This is a genomic window from Pseudomonas sp. YL2 (assembly GCF_023063025.1).
In the GTDB taxonomy this organism is placed as follows: Bacteria; Pseudomonadota; Gammaproteobacteria; order Pseudomonadales; family Pseudomonadaceae; genus Aquipseudomonas; species Aquipseudomonas putida_A.
This window is the reverse complement of the sequence record NZ_JAJSLU010000008.1, coordinates 98,150-117,294: the sequence shown is the minus strand read 5'-3', so window position 1 is coordinate 117,294 and position 19,145 is coordinate 98,150. Positions and strand designations below refer to the sequence as shown.

Annotated in this window: 16 protein-coding genes; 4 read left to right on the top strand and 12 right to left on the bottom strand. The window is 61.2% G+C overall.

Annotation, left to right across the window (positions count from 1 at the left end; all coding sequences use genetic code 11):
- The first annotated feature begins 166 nt into the window (after positions 1-166).
- Genes LVD08_RS13900 through LVD08_RS13890 form a run of 3 tightly spaced genes read left to right on the top strand, consistent with a single transcriptional unit; the run spans position 167 to position 5,381 of the window.
- The gene (locus LVD08_RS13900; protein ID WP_096797448.1) at positions 167-1,270 is read left to right on the top strand and encodes an efflux RND transporter periplasmic adaptor subunit; all 1,104 of its coding nucleotides are present in this window, start codon (positions 167-169) and stop codon (positions 1,268-1,270) included.
- A complete protein-coding gene (locus LVD08_RS13895) occupies positions 1,267-2,331 on the top strand; it encodes an efflux RND transporter periplasmic adaptor subunit (RefSeq protein WP_247268409.1) in 1,065 nt (354 codons plus the stop codon). The genes LVD08_RS13900 and LVD08_RS13895 overlap by 4 nt, the downstream gene beginning before the upstream one ends.
- Entirely contained in the window at positions 2,328-5,381 is a 3,054-nt protein-coding gene (locus LVD08_RS13890) for an efflux RND transporter permease subunit (RefSeq protein WP_027611180.1), read from the top strand. Before LVD08_RS13895 ends, LVD08_RS13890 begins: the two co-directional genes overlap by 4 nt.
- Positions 5,382-5,482: 101 nt before the next feature.
- Here LVD08_RS13890 and LVD08_RS13885 read toward each other — a convergent pair whose 3' ends face one another.
- The 12 genes from LVD08_RS13885 to LVD08_RS13830 all read right to left on the bottom strand — a co-directional run bounded on the left by LVD08_RS13885 (position 5,483) and on the right by LVD08_RS13830 (position 17,962).
- Positions 5,483-6,112 (bottom strand): class I SAM-dependent methyltransferase, encoded by a 630-nt coding sequence (locus LVD08_RS13885; protein ID WP_247268408.1) that lies wholly within the window; start codon positions 6,110-6,112, stop codon positions 5,483-5,485.
- Positions 6,113-6,270: 158 nt separating this feature from the next.
- The gene (locus LVD08_RS13880) at positions 6,271-6,915 is read right to left on the bottom strand and encodes a methionine ABC transporter permease (RefSeq protein ID WP_027611182.1); all 645 of its coding nucleotides are present in this window, start codon (positions 6,913-6,915) and stop codon (positions 6,271-6,273) included.
- On the bottom strand, positions 6,905-8,026 hold the full coding sequence (locus tag LVD08_RS13875; protein ID WP_247268407.1) for a methionine ABC transporter ATP-binding protein: 1,122 nt from the start codon (positions 8,024-8,026) through the stop codon (positions 6,905-6,907). Before LVD08_RS13875 ends, LVD08_RS13880 begins: the two co-directional genes overlap by 11 nt.
- 2 nt (positions 8,027-8,028) lie before the next feature.
- On the bottom strand, positions 8,029-8,838 hold the full coding sequence (locus LVD08_RS13870; protein WP_098966650.1) for a MetQ/NlpA family ABC transporter substrate-binding protein: 810 nt from the start codon (positions 8,836-8,838) through the stop codon (positions 8,029-8,031).
- Between the two features lie 122 nt (positions 8,839-8,960).
- Positions 8,961-10,319 carry an LLM class flavin-dependent oxidoreductase gene (locus LVD08_RS13865; protein ID WP_247268406.1) on the bottom strand — a complete coding sequence of 453 codons (1,359 nt, stop codon included), beginning with the start codon at positions 10,317-10,319 and terminating at the stop codon, positions 8,961-8,963.
- Entirely contained in the window at positions 10,319-11,512 is a 1,194-nt protein-coding gene (locus tag LVD08_RS13860; RefSeq protein ID WP_247268405.1) for an SfnB family sulfur acquisition oxidoreductase, read from the bottom strand. Before LVD08_RS13860 ends, LVD08_RS13865 begins: the two co-directional genes overlap by 1 nt.
- Positions 11,513-11,535: 23 nt before the next feature.
- On the bottom strand, positions 11,536-12,777 hold the full coding sequence (locus tag LVD08_RS13855; RefSeq protein ID WP_247268404.1) for an SfnB family sulfur acquisition oxidoreductase: 1,242 nt from the start codon (positions 12,775-12,777) through the stop codon (positions 11,536-11,538).
- A gap of 395 nt (positions 12,778-13,172) precedes the next feature.
- Positions 13,173-13,937: a hypothetical protein gene (locus LVD08_RS13850; protein WP_247268403.1), complete on the bottom strand. Its 765-nt coding sequence runs from the start codon at positions 13,935-13,937 to the stop codon at positions 13,173-13,175.
- 465 nt (positions 13,938-14,402) lie between these two features.
- Positions 14,403-15,152 carry an L-cystine ABC transporter ATP-binding protein TcyN gene (tcyN, locus tag LVD08_RS13845; protein WP_247268402.1) on the bottom strand — a complete coding sequence of 250 codons (750 nt, stop codon included), beginning with the start codon at positions 15,150-15,152 and terminating at the stop codon, positions 14,403-14,405.
- Between the two features lie 3 nt (positions 15,153-15,155).
- Positions 15,156-15,821 carry a cystine ABC transporter permease gene (gene tcyL / locus LVD08_RS13840; RefSeq protein WP_003220607.1) on the bottom strand — a complete coding sequence of 222 codons (666 nt, stop codon included), beginning with the start codon at positions 15,819-15,821 and terminating at the stop codon, positions 15,156-15,158.
- Complete coding sequence (gene tcyJ, locus LVD08_RS13835; RefSeq protein WP_086794003.1) at positions 15,821-16,621, bottom strand: cystine ABC transporter substrate-binding protein; 801 nt, start codon at positions 16,619-16,621, stop codon at positions 15,821-15,823. Before tcyJ ends, tcyL begins: the two co-directional genes overlap by 1 nt.
- 342 nt (positions 16,622-16,963) lie before the next feature.
- Positions 16,964-17,962, bottom strand: a complete 999-nt coding sequence (locus LVD08_RS13830; RefSeq protein ID WP_247268401.1) for a D-cysteine desulfhydrase — start codon at positions 17,960-17,962, stop codon at positions 16,964-16,966.
- 190 nt (positions 17,963-18,152) lie between these two features.
- Here LVD08_RS13830 and epsC point away from each other — a divergent pair, with 190 nt between their 5' ends.
- The gene (epsC, locus tag LVD08_RS13825) at positions 18,153-19,079 is read left to right on the top strand and encodes a serine O-acetyltransferase EpsC (RefSeq protein ID WP_027611192.1); all 927 of its coding nucleotides are present in this window, start codon (positions 18,153-18,155) and stop codon (positions 19,077-19,079) included.
- Positions 19,080-19,145: the final 66 nt, after the last annotated feature.

The window sequence follows — 19,145 nt, the reverse complement described above, 5'->3', positions numbered from 1 at the left end:
GCCGAAGGCTGCGATCTTTTGATCTTGCTTTTGTAAAGTCAAAAGATCGCAGCCTGCGGCAGCTCCTACAGGGGAAATATAGAGATCACGCAGGCGAACGTTGAACCCTGTTCTAAGCTCACAGTCGTATCGTCACTTGCACGTTCGTACACAGGAAGGAGTCTGCATGGCGAGTCCCGGATTGAAAACAGTTGTCGTGCTGAGCCTGCTCACGTTGCTGACCGCTTGCGGCAAGAAAGAAGCCCCGGCGGAGTACCTGCCACGGGTCTTTGTGCAAGAGGTCAAACCGGCGGACTATGCCGCTGCCGTGACTCTCACCGGTGACGTGCAGGCGCGGGTGCAGACCGAACTGTCGTTCCGGGTCGGTGGCAAGATCATTCAGCGCATGGTCGATGTCGGCGACCGGGTCAGCGCCAAACAGGTACTGGCCAAGCTCGATCCCAAGGATTTGCAGACCAACGTCGATTCCGCACAAGCCCAGGTCATCGCCGAACAGGCGCGGGTCAAGCAGAGTGCGGCGGCGTTCGTGCGTCAGCAGAAGCTGCTGCCCAAGGGCTACACCAGCCAGAGCGAATTCGATTCCGCACAAGCCGCGTTGCGCAGCAGCCAGAGCGCCCTGAGCGCGGCGCAGGCGCAACTGGCCAATGCCAAGGATCAACTCAGTTACACCTCGCTGGTCGCTGACGCCCCCGGCATCATTACCGAGCGCCAGGCCGAAGTCGGCCAGGTGGTCCAGGCCACCGCGCCGATTTTCAAACTGGCCCGCGATGGCGATCGTGACGCGGTGTTCAACGTTTATGAGTCGTTGCTGGCTGAGCGCCCGGCGGAGCGTTCGATTGTCGTCAGCCTGCTCGACAACCCCAACATCAAGACCACCGGCACGGTGCGTGAAATCACCCCGGCGGTGTCGGCGCAGTCCGGCACGGTGCAAGTCAAGGTCACCCTCGACAGCCTGCCACAGGGCATGCAGCTCGGCTCGGTGGTCAGCGCCACGGCCAAGGGCAGCGGCAAGTCGGCGGTGGAATTGCCATGGTCGGCGCTGACCAAAAACATCAGCGATCCGGCGGTGTGGATGGTTGACGACAAGGGCGAAGCGCAGCTGCACAACGTCACCGTCAGCCGCTACCTGATCGGCAAGGTCATCATCAGCGACGGCCTCAAGGGCGGTGAGAAAGTGATTGTCGCGGGTGGGCAACTGCTGCACCCGGGCATGAAAGTCGAAATCGCCGAAAACACCTACGAAGGTCTGCAACCGGGAGCGCAGCCATGAAGCGTCTGGGGCTGTTGTCCATTGGTGTGCTGCTGGCCGCCTGCTCGAAAAGCGAGCCACCGCCGGAGCCGGTTCGGCCGGTATTGTCGATCAAGGTACAGGCGCTGAACGAGGAAACCCTCGGGCGTTTCGCCGGCAGCATTCAGGCGCGTTACGAGAGCAACACCGGGTTCCGCGTCGGCGGGCGCATTGCCAGTCGCAACGTCGATGTCGGCGCCGAGGTGCAAAAGGGTACGCTGCTGGCGACCCTCGATCCGTCCGATCAGCAGAACCAGTTGCGTTCGGCCCAAGGCGACCTGGCCAAGGTCCAGGCGCAACTGATCAACGCCCAGGCCAATGCCCGTCGGCAGCAGGCGCTGTTCGATCGCGGGGTTGGCGCGCAGGCGCAACTGGACATCGCCACCACCGACCTGAAAACCACCCAGGCCTCGCTCGATCAGGCGCGGGCGGCGGTCAACCAGAGCCAGGATCAACTCGGTTACACCGAATTGCGCGCCGACCACAAAGCCGTGGTCACCGCGTGGAATGCCGAGGCCGGTCAAGTGGTGACAGCAGGTCAGCAAGTGGTGACTCTGGCGCAACCGGACATCAAGGAGGCGGTGATCGATCTGCCGGACACGCTGGTCGATGAAATTCCTTCCGACGTGGTGTTTCTGGTGGCCGGGCAACTCGACCCGAGTATCAACACCACTGCAACCATTCGCGAAATCGAACCGCAGGCCCAAAGCGCCACGCGCACCCGCCGTGCGCGGCTGACCCTGGCCAACACGCCGGACGGTTTCCGCCTCGGCACGGCGATCAGCGTGACCCTCAGTTCAGCGATCAAGCCGCGCATCGAATTACCTGCCACCGCCCTGCAGGAAGCCGACGGCAAGACCCGCATCTGGGTGATCGACACCCAAAGCAAAACCGTCGCGCCCCGTGACGTCAGCGTGATCAGCCGCGCCGACGGCACGGTGGTGCTGGCCGGCGGGGTCAAGTCCGGCGAGCAGGTGGTCACCGCAGGCGTTAACAGTCTCAAACCCGGACAAGCCGTGAAACTCGACGAGGACAGTCAATGAAAGGCTCTTTCAATCTCTCCGAATGGGCCCTCAAGCATCAGTCGTTTGTCTGGTACCTGATGTTCGTCGCGCTGCTGATGGGGGTGTTTTCGTATTTCAATCTGGGCCGCGAAGAAGACCCCTCGTTCACCATCAAGACCATGGTCATCCAGACCAAATGGCCGGGTGCGACCCAGGAGGAAACCCTCAAGCAGGTTACCGACCGCATCGAGAAAAAACTCGAGGAACTCGATTCTCTCGACTACGTGAAAAGCTACACACGCCCCGGTGAATCTACGGTCTACGTGTACCTGCGCGACACCACCAGCGCCAAGGACATCCCGGAGATCTGGTACCAGGTGCGCAAGAAGATCGATGACATTCGCGGGCAGTTTCCCCAGGGCATTCAAGGCCCCGGGTTCAACGACGAGTTTGGCGATGTGTACGGCTCGGTCTACGCGTTTACCGCCGACGGCCTGACCATGCGCCAGTTGCGCGACTATGTGGAGCAGGCCCGCGCCGAGATTCGCAACGTCCCGGGGCTGGGCAAGATCGAAATGATCGGCCAGCAGGACGAAGTGATTTACCTGAACTTCTCCACCCGCAAGCTCGCCGCGCTGGGCATCGACCAGCGTCAGGTGGTGCAGAGCCTGCAATCGCAGAACGCCGTGACCCCGGCGGGGGTGATCGAGGCCGGCCCGGAGCGCATTTCGGTACGCACCTCGGGGCAGTTCGCTTCGGAGAAGGATCTGGCCGAGGTCAATCTCAAGCTCAATGACCGCTTCTATCGTCTGGCCGATGTCGCCGACATCAGTCGCGGTTACGTCGACCCGGCCACACCGGAATTCCGTTTCGACGGCAAGCCGGCAATCGGTCTGGCGATTGCCATGCAGAAGGGCGGTAACGTCCAGGAATTCGGCAAGGCGCTGCACCAGCGGATCGACCAGATCACCGCTGATTTGCCGGTTGGCGTCGGCGTCCATACGGTGTCCGATCAGGCCGTGGTGGTGGAAGAGGCGGTCGGCGGTTTCACCAGTGCGCTGTTCGAAGCGGTGGTGATCGTGCTGGTGGTCAGCTTCATCAGCCTCGGCGTGCGCGCCGGGCTGGTGGTGGCGTGCTCGATTCCGCTGGTGCTGGCGATGGTCTTCGTGTTCATGGAATACAGCGGCATCACCATGCAGCGGATTTCCCTCGGGGCGCTGATCATCGCCCTTGGCCTGCTGGTGGACGACGCGATGATCACCGTGGAGATGATGGTCACGCGCCTGGAAATGGGTGAGACCAAGGAGCAGGCGGCGACGTTCGCCTACACCTCGACCGCATTCCCGATGCTCACCGGTACGCTGGTGACCGTCGCCGGTTTCGTGCCCATCGGCCTCAACGCCAGCTCCGCCGGCGAGTACACCTTCACCCTGTTTGCGGTGATCGCGGTGGCGATGCTGGTGTCGTGGGTGGTGGCGGTGTTCTTTGCGCCGGTGATCGGCGTGCACATCCTCAGCACCAACGTGAAACCCCATGAAGCCGAGCCGGGCCGCATCGGTCGGGCGTTCAACGGTGGTTTGCTGTGGTGCATGCGCAATCGCTGGTGGGCGATCGGCATCACTGTGCTGCTGTTTGTGCTGGCGGTGTTCTGCATGCGCTTTGTGCAGAACCAGTTCTTCCCGTCGTCGGATCGCCCGGAAATTCTCGTCGACCTGAACCTGCCGCAAAACGCCTCGATCGACGAAACCCGCAAGGCCGTAGACAAGCTCGAAGCCACGCTCAAGGGCGATCCGGACATCGTGCGCTGGAGCACCTACATCGGTCAGGGTGCGATCCGTTTCTACCTGCCGCTCGACCAGCAATTGCAGAACCCGTACTACGCGCAACTGGTGATCGTCAGCAAGGATTTCGAGGCCCGTGAGGCGCTGAGCCAACGCCTGCGCGAGCGTTTGCACAAAGACTTCGTCGGCATCGGCAGTTACGTGCAGGCGCTGGAAATGGGCCCGCCGGTGGGACGTCCGATCCAGTATCGGGTCAGCGGCAAGGACATCGATCAGGTGCGCAAGCACGCCATCGATCTGGCGACCGAGCTGGACAAGAACGAACACATCGGCGAGATCATTTACGACTGGAACGAGCCGGGCAAAGTCCTGCGCATCGACATCGCCCAGGACAAGGCGCGTCAGCTCGGGCTGTCCTCGGAAGATGTGGCGAAGTTGATGAACAGCATCGTCAGCGGCTCGCCGTTGACCCAGGTCAACGACGACATTTACCTGATCAACGTGGTCGGCCGGGCGGTGAACTCGGAACGCGGCACGCCGGAAACCCTGCAGAACCTGCAGATCGTCACACCCAACGGCACGTCGATTCCGCTGCTGGCGTTCGCCACCGTGCGGTATGAGCTCGAGCAGCCGCTGGTGTGGCGTCGCGACCGCTTGCCGACCATCACCATCAAGGCTTCGGTGCGTGACGAGATCCAGCCGACCGATCTGGTGAAACTGCTCAAGCCGTCGATCGATGCCTTCGCTGAAAAACTGCCGGTCGGCTACAAAGTCGCCACCGGCGGTACGGTCGAGGAAAGCGGCAAGGCCCAAGGGCCGATCGCCAAGGTGCTGCCGTTGATGCTGTTTTTGATGGCGACCTTCCTGATGATCCAGCTGCACAGCGTGCAGAAGATGTTCCTGGTGGCGAGTGTCGCGCCGCTGGGGCTGATCGGCGTGGTGCTGGCGCTGGTGCCGACCGGGACGCCGATGGGCTTTGTGGCGATCCTCGGGATTCTGGCGCTGATCGGTATCATCATCCGCAACTCGGTAATCCTCGTGACGCAGATCGATGAGTTCGAGCGCAACGGCTCCGCGCCGTGGGATGCGGTGGTGGAAGCGACCGAGCACCGGCGCCGACCAATCCTGCTGACCGCGGCGGCGGCGAGCATGGGCATGATTCCGATTGCCCGGGAAGTGTTCTGGGGGCCGATGGCCTACGCGATGATTGGCGGGATCGTGGTGGCGACGTTGCTGACCCTGCTGTTTTTGCCGGCGCTGTATGTGGCCTGGTACAAGATTCGCGAACCGCAGAAAGAAACCCGCTAAAAGCGAGTGCTGCGCACTCTATTCGCGAGCAAGCCCGCTCCCACAGGGGGTACGCATTCCAACTGTGGGAGCGGGCTTGCTCGCGAAGGCGTCAGAACTGACTACGCAGATTTACGCCAGACGCTGGCCAGCCAAGGCTGCTGCTCGCGCGGCAATCCCGCCGGCCGGTAGTAATGCTCCAGCTCGACAAACCCCGCTGCCGTCAGCAACCCGCGCCACGCGTCCAGGTCGTGATATGAGCCATAACGCGGCCCGTTCCAGCCCTCACGGTTATCCCCGCGAGGATTGGAACTGAACAACACCCCGCCCGGCTTCAGCGTGGCATGCAGCTGCCCGAGCACATGCGGCAACTCCTGCAACGGCACATGAAACAGCACCGCATTGGCGAAGATCCCGTCGAAGCGCTCGGCTGGCAGATCGAGTTTCAGAAAGTCCTGACACCACACCTCGCAGCCACTGTCTTCCCGGGCCATCTGCGCAAATTTTTCCGCGCCATCGAGACCGACCGCGACATGGCCCAGGCGGGTGAACGCCTGCAAGTCGCGTCCCGGGCCGCAGCCAAAATCGAGAAGGGTGAACGGCGCAGTGCCGTGGATATGCCGTAGCAGCGCGTCGATGTTCTGGCTGACATCGTGATCGCGGGTGCCTTCGCGGAAGTCTTCGGCCACCGAGTTGTAGTGGCCGAGGGTGGTGGCGGTGATCTGTTCCAGATCGGAGGGCGTTTGCTTCATGGTCGAGGGCTGCGCGGCAGTTGGGATTTGCCGAATATACGCCAACCAGCGGGGCCGCTGCGCAGCCCATCGCGAGCAGGCTCACTCCTACATTTGAAATGCGTTCCCCTGTAGGAGTGAGCCTGCTCGCGATAGCGGTTTCAGAGGCGCGGCATGCCTTAACGCTTGTTCAGGCCCCGTGCCAGACGATCTCCACCCAACTGAATCACCGCCACCAACGCCACCAGCAACACAATCACCGTCAGCATGATCTGGCTGTCAAAGCGCTGATAGCCGTAGCGGTAAGCAATATCGCCCAAACCGCCGGCACCAATCGCTCCGGCCATGGCTGACGAGTTGATCATCGTCACCAGCGTAATTGTGAACCCGCCAACAATCCCCGGCAGCGCTTCAGGCAACAGCACGTGCCAGACGATGTGCCAGCGTCGGCAGCCCATGGCCTGCGCCGCCTCGATCAAGCCGTGATCGACCTCACGCAGACTCACTTCGGCAATACGCGCAAAGAACGGCGTCGCGGCGATGGTCAGCGGCACCACCGCCGCCCACACACCGTACGTGGTGCCGACAATCAGTCGGGTAAATGGAATCAGCGCGACCATCAGAATCAGAAACGGGATCGAGCGGAACAGGTTGACGAACGCGCCCAGCGCCCGGTTGAGCAGCGGCGCCTGATAGATCCCGCCCTTGTCGCTGGTGACCAGAATCACCGCCATTGGGATCCCCACCAGCAACGCGATCAGCGACGACACGCCGACCATCAGGAAGGTGTCGATGAATCCCTGCAGCAAACGATCAAACCACATAACCCGATACCTCCACTCGTTGCGCCCACTGCCCGGCGCGCTCGCGCAATTGTTCGGCGCTCAGGGCCGAGCCGCTGACCGCCAGTAACATTTGTCCCAGCGCATGCCCCTGAATCCGTTCGACGCCGCCCTGCAGCAACTTCACGCGTCCGCCGAGAGCGGCGAACAGCGCCGCCAGATCCGGCTCGTCGGCGGCACTGCCAGTGAACTGCAAACGCAGCACCACCGCCGCGCCCGGGGAGGGTGGCTGAGCATGCAGACGGCTTTGCAATTCTTCCGGCAGTGCGTGTTGCAGCGGCGCGAGCAAGGTCTGGCTGACCTCGTGCTGCGGATTGCCGAACACTTCCCAGACCGGGCCTTGCTCGACGATCCGCCCGTGTTCCAGGACCACCACGCGGTCGCAGATTTCGCGGATCACCGCCATTTCATGGGTGATCAACACGATGGTCAGGCCGAGGCGTCGGTTGATCTCGCGCAGCAGGCCGAGGATCGACTGAGTGGTCTCGGGATCGAGCGCCGAAGTGGCCTCGTCGCACAGCAGAATGTCCGGGTCATGCACCAATGCGCGGGCGATGCCGACACGCTGCTTCTGCCCGCCGGAAAGCTGCGCCGGATAGGCCTTGTGCTTGGCTTGCAAGCCGACCAGTTCGAGCAGTTCACGCACCTTCTGCTCACGTTGCGGCTTCGGCACGCCCGCGACTTTCAGCGGCAGTTCGACGTTCTGCCATACAGTCTTGGCTGACATCAGGTTGAAGTGCTGGAAGATCATGCCGATGCGTCGGCGCAGGGCGACCAGCCGGTCTTCATCGAACTCGCCGATGTCGACCTGATCGATCAGCACCCGCCCCGCAGTCGGTTGTTCCAGACGATTGATCGTGCGGATCAGCGACGACTTGCCGGCGCCGCTGCGCCCGATGATGCCGAACACCTCGCCGCGCTGGATCGCCAGATCGATGCCTTGCAGGGCCGCCACCGGGCCTTGCCGCCCCTCGTAGGTTTTACCCAGGCCGATGAAGCGCACATGGGCGCGATTCAGCTCGGGATGCAGTTCGGTTTTTTCAGCATTTTCTGGCTCTGGAATCTCCAGTCGCCGTTGGATTGCGGCCGTCATGTTCAGCTTTCCCAACCGGCCTGATACAGCTTGCCGTGAGCCTTATCCAACGCGGCGCGAACGGCCGGCGAGTGCTGGTAGATGTCGACGAATTTGATCAGACGCGGGTCGTCTTTGCTCTTGGGCTGGATGACGAACTGGATCACGTATTCCTTGTGGTCGAGACCGTCGAACAGCAGCGCCGAGCCGGCATCGAAGGTTTTCGCCAGACGGATGTAGGCCGGGTAGCCCTGGACCAGATCGGCGTCATCGTAGGCGCGCACCAGTTGCACGGCTTCGACTTGCAGGATCTTGATCTTCTTCGGGTTGGCGACGATGTCGTCTTCGGTGGCCTTGTAGCCGACCCCCGGTTTCAGGGTGATCAGACCAGCCTTGGCCAGCAGTTGCAGACCGCGACCGCTGTTGATCGGGTCGTTGGCGATGGCGACGCTGGCGCCTTCCGGCAACTCGTCGAAGCTTTTGTATTTTTTCGAATAGAGGCCGACGTTGTTGATGATCCCCGGGGCGAATGGCACCAGGTCAAAACCGGAGGCGGCCTTGGCGTTTTCGAGGAACGGGATGTGCTGAAAGTAGTTCACGTCGATGTCGCCGGCGGCGAGGCTGACGTTCGGTGCGATCCAGTCGGTGAACTCCACCAGCTCGACTTTCAGGCCTTGTTTGGAGGCCTCTTCGACGGCGGCTTCCAGTGGAATGGCGAAGGCGGCGGTGGTGCCGATTTTCAGTGGTGCATCGGCGGCGAACACCGCCGAGCTGAACAGGCCGAAGGCCAGGGCCAGTGCTTTGACTGGGTGGGACAGGAGTTTCTTGGTCATGGTGGTTTTTCCAGTCAGTGCATGAATTTTGTGGTGTCTGGTCGGGCCTCTTCGCGAGCAAGCCCGCTCCCACATTTTGGAATGCGTTCCCCCCTGTGGGAGCGGGCTTGCTCGCGAAGCTTTTAGCGGCGAAATGAAGACCCGATGTGTTGCTCAGGGAGTTGCGCCGCCCCGTGAAACAGCTTTTCGCGCAAGCTGCCACTCTCATACGCAGTCTTGTACGACCCGCGCCGCTGCAACTCCGGAATCACCAGCTCAATGAAATCGACATAGCTTTCCGGGGTCACGATGCGCGTCAGGTTGAAGCCGTCGAGTCCCGTTTCGGCGATCCACGCTTCCAGTTCATCCGCCACCTGCTCAGGCGAGCCGACCACGGTGATGTAGCGGCCACCGAGGGCGTGCTGATCGAGCAACTTGCGCCGGGTCCAGTCGTTGTTCTGCAGGTTCTTGGTCGCGGACTGGATGGCATTGCTCTTGACGTACTGGATCGGTTCGTCGATTTCGTATTGGGAAAAATCGATCCCGGTGGACGCCGAGAAATGCGCGACGCCGGCCTCGGCGCTGGCATAACTCAGGTACTCGGCGTGCTTGGCCCACGCGGCCTCTTCGGTCGCGCCGACGATCACGTTGAGGCCCATGAACACCTTGATGTCCTCGGGATTGCGTCCGGCTTCGACGGCGCTGGCGCGGACCTTGTCCACCTGCACTTTGGTCGACGGCTTGTTCTGGCCGCTGATGAACACGCATTCGGCGTGACGCCCGGCGAACAGCAAACCGCGGTCCGAACTGCCGGCCTGGAACAGCACGGGTGTGCGCTGCGGCGACGGCTCGCAGAGGTGATAACCCTCGACCTGATAGAACTCGCCGTGGTGTTCGACCTTGTGCACCTTCTCCGGCTGCGCATAGATGCGCTGCTCACGGTCATTGAGCACCGCGCCGTTTTCCCAACTGCCTTCCCAGAGTTTGTAGAGCACTTCGAGGTACTCGTCGGCCTGATCATAACGACGGTCATGCTCGACCTGTTCGCGCAGGCCCATGGCCTTGGCGGCGCTGTCGAGGTAGCCGGTGACGATGTTCCAGCCGACCCGACCACGACTCAGATGATCGAGCGACGACATGCGCCGGGCGAACAGATAGGGCGGCTCGTAAGTGAGGTTGGCGGTGAGGCCGAAGCCGAGGTTTTTCGTCACGGCGGCCATTGCCGACACCAGCAGCAGCGGGTCGTTGACCGGCAACTGGATCGACTCTTTGAGCGTGACGTCCACCGAGTTCTGGTAGACGTCGTACACGCCGACGATGTCGGCGATGAACAGTCCGTCGAACAAACCGCGCTCCAGCAACTGCGCCAGCTCGGTCCAGTACTCGATGGTGTTGTAGCGGGTCGACGTGTCGCGTGGATGCGTCCACAGGCCGTGGTTGATGTGGCCGATGCAGTTCATGTTGAACGCGTTGAGCAGGATCTTCTTTTTTGCGCCGCTCATCAGATCGTTCCTCGCAGCGGAGGCTTTTCATCGTTGAGGTAGTAATTGCCCACCGCGTGATACTTCCAGCGTACCGGGTCGTGCAGGGTGTGCACCCGGGCGTTGCGCCAGTGACGGTCGAGGCCGTGCTCGATCAGGGTCGCCTGACTGCCGGCCAGTTCAAACAGAGTGCTGCCGGCGGCCAAGGAGATTTCGGTGCTGATCGCCCGTGCTTCGGCGACGGCAATCGAGGCGGCAGCGACGGTTTCGGCATTGGTCTCGGCCTGGGCCTTGTCGAGGAATTCGCCGGAGCGTTCCAGCAGTGCTTCGGTGGCGTGCAGACGAATGCTCAAGTGGCCGAAGCTCTTCAGGGTCAGCGGGTCTTCGGTGGCCTTGTCGTTACCGGAGTCGATCCATGGCCGGGTCTTGCTGCGCACGAAGTGCAGCGCATCTTCATAAGCGGCGCGAGCGATGCCGGTGTCGATGGCGGCGTGAAGAATCTGCGCCAGCGGGCCGACCGTGGTCGGACGCTCGAAGGCGCTCTGGAAGGGGATCACGTCCTCGGCAGCGACATAGACGTCTTCGAACACCACGGAACCGCTGCCGGTGGTGCGCTGGCCGAAGCCGCTCCAGTCGTCGATCACGGTCAGGCCTTTGCTGTCGCGCGGGACGAAGGCCAGTTGCTGCACGCCGTTTTCATCGACTACCGACGTTGGAATCCGTTGGGCGTAAATTGCACCGGTCGCGTAGAACTTGCGGCCATTGATGCGATAACCGCTGCCGTCGCTCTTGAGGCTGGTGACACGGTCATGGGCGGTCTTGGTGCCCAGTTCTGCCAGGGCATTGCCGAAGCGCTGACCGGCGAGGACTTCGGCGTACAGACGTTGTTTCTGCTCGTGGCTGCCGTTAACGCGCAGTACTTCGAGGGCGTAGAAATGGTTCTGCGGAATCTGTCCCAGAGAACCGTCGGCCTGAGCGATCAGGGCGATGACTTTGGCCAGGGTCACGTTGGACACGCCGGCGCCGCCGTACTCCTTGGGCACGCTGATGCCCCACAGGCCGGAGCGGGAAAACACGTCGAGTTCCGGCAATGGCAGGCGGCGTTCACGGTCGCGCACGGCACTGTCGCGTTTGAAATCTTCGGCCAGGTCGCTGGCGACGATCAGGGCTTGCTCATCGCTGGTGATGACCGCGACGGGGTGAGAATAAGTCATATGCTTCTCCAGATGTCTGGTCGTTAAATCCAGGAATGGCGAGCCGGTAGAGTGCCGTTGAGGCGATAGGCGCCGACCGCGTGATATTTCCAGCGCACCGGGTCGTGCAGGGTGTGCACCCGGGCGTTGCGCCAGTGGCGGTCGAGGTTGAATTCGGCGAGGGTCGCGCGGCTGCCGGCCAGTTCGAAGAGTTTTTCGCTGGCCTGCAGCGAGATCTCGGTGGTCAGCACTTTGGCCTCGGCCACCGCAATTGAAGCGCGGGCGGCGGACTCGGCGGTCAGCGGCGCGGCATGGACTTGGTCGAGCACGTTGCCGGCCTTGCGCAACAGTGCTTCAGCCGCGTGCAGTTCGATTTTCAGTTTGCCGATGTCGGCGATCACGTAGAGGTCATCGCTGGCGCGCTCGACCTTGGCGTCGATCCAGGGCCGCGCGCGAGTTTTGACGAACTCGATGGCATCGTCGATGGCGCCACGGGCGATACCGGCGTCGATGGCCGCCTGAATCAGCTGCGACACGGCGCCTTGAGTGTTTGGCTTCTCGTTGATTTTCCAGTTATCGACGACCAGGCTCGACTCTACGCGCACGTTGTTCAGCAGAATCGTGCCGCTGGCGGTGGTGCGCTGACCGAAGCCCGACCAGTCATCAACGATGCGCAGGCCCGGGGTGCCACGGCGGACGAAGGCCAGCACTTGTTTGCCGTCGTCATTGAGCGCCTTGACCGCCACCCAGTGCGCGAACAGCGCGCCGGTGGAATAAAACTTCTGGCCGTTGATCACGTAGTCATCGCCGTCGGCGGTGATGCGGGCTTTCAATTCCAGGGTATTTTTGGTTCCGCGCTCAGGACCCGCATTGCCGATGCGCCAGCCTTCCAGAACACTCTGGAACAGCTGTTTTTTCTGCGCTTCGGTGGCGCTGCCGAGTACCAGATTGATGATGCCGAACTGGTTCTGCGGGATCTGTCCCAGCGCCGGATCGGCCGCGGAAATGATCGCGAACACTTCGGCCAATGTGACGAATGAAACCTGTGGGCCGCCGTACTCACGCGGGATGGCAATGCTGCCGAGGCCGCTGCGGGTGAACTGTTCGATTTCCGACCACGGCAGCTTGCGCTGACGATCACGTTTGGCGGCCTGCGCGCGGGCGACTTGCGCCAGATCGTGGGCAGCCTTGATGGCTTGGGCGTCGTTGCGCAACACCTGCGCGGGCAACAACAACGGGGCGATGTCCAGATCCGACTGGACGTTTGCGTCTGCCAGACTGGACATCAGTGCCGCTCCTTGGCTGCACGCAATGCCCTGGCGATCTGCACTGGGGTGATTGTGTTCCGGACCATACTACCTACCTCACATCTTATGAAAAACGCCGCAAAAGTGCGGCGAACGAAAGAATGTCCGGTGGTCCGGTTCATATACCCTAAGCGTGTATAAATATTAAATAAACTAACTTTTAGGAATATGTATAGAAGGGGCGGTGGTCGGGTTGGTTAACAGTCTCTCAGCCGTGGCAATACAACCCGTGGTGAGGGGATTCATCCCCGACAGGCCGCGCAGCGGCCTTTTCTGAGTCATAAAAAACGGGATTGCTTCGCAGTCCATCGGGGCGGTGCGACGTTTCGCTAAATCACCTCACTACAAAGCCCCATGAGCACAGGAATGCGGCATCAATCCTTGGTCGATTCAGCAGCCTTCAGCGCTTGGCGCAGCGGCACCTTCAGATAAGGATTCACGCAACCGATCTTCAGCGTCCGGGGCGGCGCCCAGCGTGAGTTGTTGCCCACCCAGTCGATGACGCAGTAGGTCACGTCCAGACGCAGATCCTCACCCCCCTCGACGATCACTGCCGGTGGCACCCAGACCTGAATCGGCAGGCCGACATCGGCAGCGGTGATCCGGGCCAGGTCCATACGCACGTCGCCCCAGCGCAAGGTGATGGCGTCGTCCTCGGCCATGTTCAGGTAGGGTTCGATGGTCAGTGGCACACCGCGTTTGATCTGATTGGGGTTCACGCCCTGGCGGCGAATGGTGTCGGGCAGCGAGACGGGTGCCAGTTGCTGATTCTCGTCACCGCACAGCGGCGAAGGCTGGCCGCCAGGGCAGTCGAGCTTGACCTGCACCCGCGTGGCCGCCGACAGCGCCGGTCCCTGACCGATCTGCATTACCCGATAGTGGATCCGTGCAGTGCCACTGGCGATAAAGCTTTCCGGCACCCGCAGGCTGATCGAGGCGCCGATGTCTTCGCTGGTCAAGACCCGCGAGGCGACGTAGCAGTTGTTCCAGAACAGTTCGATCAGATCACCGACGTCCATGCCGGAGTAGGGCAGGACATCGATCAGCAAATGCGCGGCAGCGGCCAGATTGATGGCGTTTTTGGATGCGGACGCCAGATTCGGCGCTGCCAGTTCGGGGGCGTGCGAAGTGCGGGTCATCGGGTTCTCTCCTTGAAGTCTTGCGGCGAAGTCCGTTTCTTGAAACAACAAAAGGCGTGATGAATCGGTAATACAACCGTGAACTTTGTTCGGGCTGAGCAAGCGTTGATTCAACTAATGGGTGCCGGTTGTCGACTAGATAAGAGCGTGCCGGAAAGAGTGTCAATAGAGTGCCTTAGTTAATCTGTGAATTACCGATTAATCAGAAGCGTCCTACGCTGATGAGGCATCCTGCCTAGCGGTGATGGCGAATGGAACTACGGTTTTTCGCGAGTTTTGCGATTTTTGTGCCGGTCGATTTAGATCATTTCACAGGCACGATAGCGCGCCGCAGATTACTTGTATCTGTTGCAGAACATATATGTATTGTTTTGACAGGTTTAAGCTGGAGGGATTTGGAAGTTTTCAGGCGGGGTAAGTAAAACTTCCGTCCATGGAAGTTGATGACTCAAGGCAATAAGTATCTCAGGCGTGATTCAGGAACTTGCTGAGAAACTGTTTAGTGCGTTCTTCTTTCGGATTTGCAAACAACGCCTTGGCTTCGCCTTGCTCGACGATCACGCCCTTGTCGAAAAACACCACACGGTTGGCCACGTCGCGGGCAAAACCCATTTCGTGGGTGACAATGACCATGGTGCGTTTTTCTTGCGCGAGACCGCGAATGGTCGCCAGTACTTCGCCCACCAGTTCCGGGTCGAGGGCCGAGGTCGGCTCGTCGAACAGGATCACTTCCGGCTCCATCGCCAGCGCCCGGGCAATCGCCACGCGCTGTTGCTGACCACCGGACAGACGACGCGGATACGCATCTTCCTTGCCGGCCAGACCGACCTTGGCCAGCAGCTTCATGCCTAGGGCAACGGCTTGCTCGCGCGGCATCTTCTTGACCACGATCGGCCCTTCGATGACGTTTTCCAGTGCGGTGCGGTGGGGGAACAGGTTGAAGTTCTGGAACACGAAACCCACGTGCTGGCGCAGGTTGCGCACCAGACTCTGCTGCTGGCTCAGCGGGCGGCGGGTATCGATTTCGATATCGCCGACCTTGATCCGGCCGCTGGTGGGCTCCTCAAGGAAATTCAGGCAGCGCAGGAACGTGGTCTTGCCCGAACCGCTGGGGCCGATGATGGCCACGACCTCACCTTCCTTCACCTCAAGATCGATGCCCTTGAGCACCTCTTGACCCTTGAACTGCTTTGTCAGTTTTTCCACGACAATCATGGGTCAGGACTCCTGGTCATGCCGATTGGCCCGCTCTTCCAGCTTGTTCTGCAGGTGCGACAGCACCGTGGCCAGAATCCAGTAGATCAGCGCGGCGGCAAGATACATGGTGAAGACTTCGAAAGTCCGGGCGGTAATCAGTTGCGCCTGACGGAACAGTTCCGGCACCTGAATGGTGGCGGCCAGTGCCGTGTCCTTGACCAGCGAAATGAAGCTGTTGCCCAGCGGCGGCAGTGCCGTGCGCATGGCCTGCGGCAGAATGGCCCGGCGCAAGGTTTGCGCGCGGGTCATGCCGATGCTTGCGGCGGCTTCCCACTGGCCGCGCTCGATCGAACCGATTGCCGCACGGAGGATTTCACAGGCGTAGGCAGCCATGTTCAGCGAGAAGCCGATCAGCGCCGCTGGCAGTGGATCCAGTTCCAGACCCAATTGCGGCAAGCCGTAATAGATCACGAACAGTTGCACCAGCAACGGCGTGCCGCGAAAGAACGACACGTAGATGCGGGCAATCCAGCTCACCAGTTTGAAGCGCGACAGGCGCATCAAGGCCAGGCCGAAGCCCAGCAGCAAGCCGAAGAACATGCCGCCCAGACTGAGGATGACCGTGTAATACGCGCCCTTGAGCAGAAAGGGCGCGGAGTCCAGTGCGAGTTGGAAAGCTTCTTCCATTATTTGGTGACGTCAGCGTTGAAGTATTTCTTCGACAGCTTCTCAAGGGTACCGTCGGCACGCAGTTCGTCGAGAGCCTTGTTCACCGCAGCCAGCAGCTCAGGCTCGCCTTTGCGCAGGGCGATACCGGATTCCTGACGGGAGAACGCTTCACCGGCAGCCACGGTTTTCGGGGCTTTCTTGGCGTATTCAAGTGCAGCCAGACGGTCGATCAGGATGGCGTCGGTGCGGCCGTTGTTCAGGTCGGCGAACTTGGTCGGATCATCGTCGTAGGTACGCACGTCAGCGCCCGGCACGTTGGCGCGGACCCACTGTTCGTAGTTGGTGCCCAGGCCGACACCGACTTTCTTGCCGGACAGGTCGGCGGCAGTCTTGATGTTCAACTTGGCTTCCTTGTCCTTCAGCACCAGCGCCTGAATCCCGGATACGGTGTACGGCTCGGAGAAGTCATACTTCTTCTTGCGTTCGTCGGAGATGGTCACCTGGTTGACCACGACGTCGAGACGTTTGGATTCCAGCGCAGCGAGGATACCGTCCCACTTGGTTGGCTGAATCTTGGCTTTGACGCCGAGTTTCTGCGCCAGGGCTTCGGAGAGTTCGACTTCGAAACCGGACAGTTTGCCGTTCTCGTCAACGAAGCTGAACGGTGGGTAAGTGCCTTCCAGACCGACGTTGATAACGCCTTTGTCCTTGATCTGTTGCAGCTGCTCACCGGCGGTTGCCTGGCCGATCAGGCCGGCGCTCAGTGCAAGGCCCAGCGAACCTACCAGCAGAGTGCGACGTAGTGCGGAAAAATTCATGACAAGCCCCTGTGTTTTCTTATGGAAGACGCTTAAGGAAAGTTGGCGAATCCGGGAATTGAACGACTGCGTTATCGTGCCCTAAAGCAGCTTATGCGTCTTGCCCGAAATTCGCCTGCGGCGAGACTATAAGATGTCTGCTTTAGACTTGAAAATACTTAATATCTAATTTGATATTCATATATGGAATATGAGGCCTTGACCTGTGGCGAGGGAGCTTGCTCCCGCCTGACTGCGCAGCAGTCGCAATACCTGCCGCCAGTGTTCAACTGAAAATGGGGAAGCAAGTTTGGGGGCGCTGCGCGCCCCAGCGGGAGCAAGCTCCCTCGCCACAAAGGCGCTTCAACCGCTCAGAGCGTCCTTGTAGGCAAACAACGCCGGCGCCCCACCGGTATGCAGGAAGATGATCGGGCCCTCGTCGAAACGCTGGCGGCCGATCCCGTCGAGCAGGCCGGCCATGGCCTTGCCGGTGTATACCGGGTCGAGCAGCACCGCGTCCTGACTGGCCAACAGTTTCACCGCCGCCAGTGTCCCGGCATTCGGTTCGCCGTAACGCGGGCCGAAGTATTCGTCCCACAACTCGACCTTGAAGTTCACTGGTAATTTCACACCCAGCAGCTCCGCCGTGCGTTCGGCCAGACCCTGCACTTTCGGGCGCTGATCTTCTTCGCTGCGCGAGACGGTCACGCCGATCACCGGCAACTGCGGCAGCGCTTCGCTCAAGGCCAGCGCCAGACCGCTGTGGGTCCCGGCGCTGCCCGAGGCCAGCACCACAGCGGCGAAATTCAGGCCGGTATCCTTGATCTGTTCCGCCAGTTCCAGGCCGGCACGTACGTAGCCCAAGGCACCGAGGGCATTCGAGCCACCGATCGGCACCAGATACGGTTTTTTGCCATTGCTGCGCAGGCGCACAGCGAGTGCGGCGAGTTGTTCGTCGGCGTTATCGAGGTTGTCCACCAACTCGACCTTGGTGTCGAACAGATCGAGCAGCAGGCGGTTGCCGTTGCCGGTGTAGTTGCTGTCGTCGGTGCCCAGCGGATTCTCCAGCAGCGCCACGCAACCCAAGCCGAGTTTGGCCGCCAATGCGGCGGTCTGGCGTACGTGATTCGATTGCAAGGCGCCGGCGGTGATCAGCGTGTCGGCGCCCTGAGCGAGGGCATCGGCGGCGAGGTATTCGAGTTTGCGCAGCTTGTTGCCGCCCATGGCCAGCGGCGTCAGGTCATCGCGTTTGATGTACACATCGCGGCCCAGCCAGGCGGACAGGCGTTCGAGTTTTTCCAGTGGCGTGGGTTGGCCGAGCAGGTCGAGACGGTTAAAGCGATCCAGCTGTTGTTTGATCATGAGCCCGTACTGGCGGAGGAAGATGACAGGACTATAGGCAGGCCGTTTTAGCGGGGCAACCGTGAATTGCTTATAGCCAAATGTGCTTAGGCCAGCACTATCGGTTCTTAATTCGCACTCGCGGGCATGCCGTAAAGTAGTCGCCGTTGACGCGGCCAGACCGTCCGGCCGCCCGTGAGGAGTCTTTACCGTGAGCGAGCGTTCCAGCCATTGGCAATTGCAGACCATCGTCAGCCAACTGCGTACCGCGCGGGATCAGTGGCGTACCCAGAATGGCCGGGCCAGCGGCGAGCAGGGTGGCCGTGAGTTACCGTCTCGCGCCGCGATGGCCGAGATTCTCGAGGCGCTGTGTGGTGCGTTGTTCCCGATGCGGCTGGGGCCGGTGGATCTGCGTGAGGAAAGTGAGGACTTCTATGTCGGCCACACCCTCGATACCTCATTGAATGCCTTGCTGGCGCAGGCGCGGCTGGAGTTGCGTTATGTCGCGCGGCACAGCGCTCAAGGCGATGCCGACGTCGAAGCTCAGGCGATCCGTATCATTCAGGATTTCGCCCTGGCCTTGCCGGGCCTGCGCAGCCTGCTCGATACCGACGTGCTGGCCGCCTATCACGGCGATCCGGCGGCGCGCAGCGTCGATGAAGTGTTGCTGTGCTATCCGGGGATTCTGGCGGTGATTCACCATCGTCTGGCGCACCATTTGTATCGCGCCGGGCTGCCGTTACTCGCGCGGATCAGTTCGGAGATTGCGCATTCGGCCACCGGTATCGATATCCACCCGGGCGCGCAGATCGGCCGCAGTTTCTTCATCGACCACGGTACGGGTGTGGTGATCGGCGAGACCGCGATCATCGGCGAGCGTGTGCGGATCTATCAGGCCGTGACTCTGGGCGCCAAGCGCTTCCCGGCGGATGAAGACGGGCAGTTGCAGAAGGGCCATCCACGCCATCCGATTGTCGAGGACGACGTGGTGATTTATGCCGGCGCGACGATTCTGGGACGGATCACTATCGGCCAGGGGTCGACCATCGGCGGTAATGTGTGGCTGACGCGCAGCGTGCCGGCAGGGAGCAACCTGACTCAGGCCAATCTGCAGCATGATGACGGGACGCAGAAGTAAGTTCCTGAATCTGCGTTGCCGCGTCAGGCCTCTTCGCGAGCAGGCTCGCTCCCACACTGGAATGCG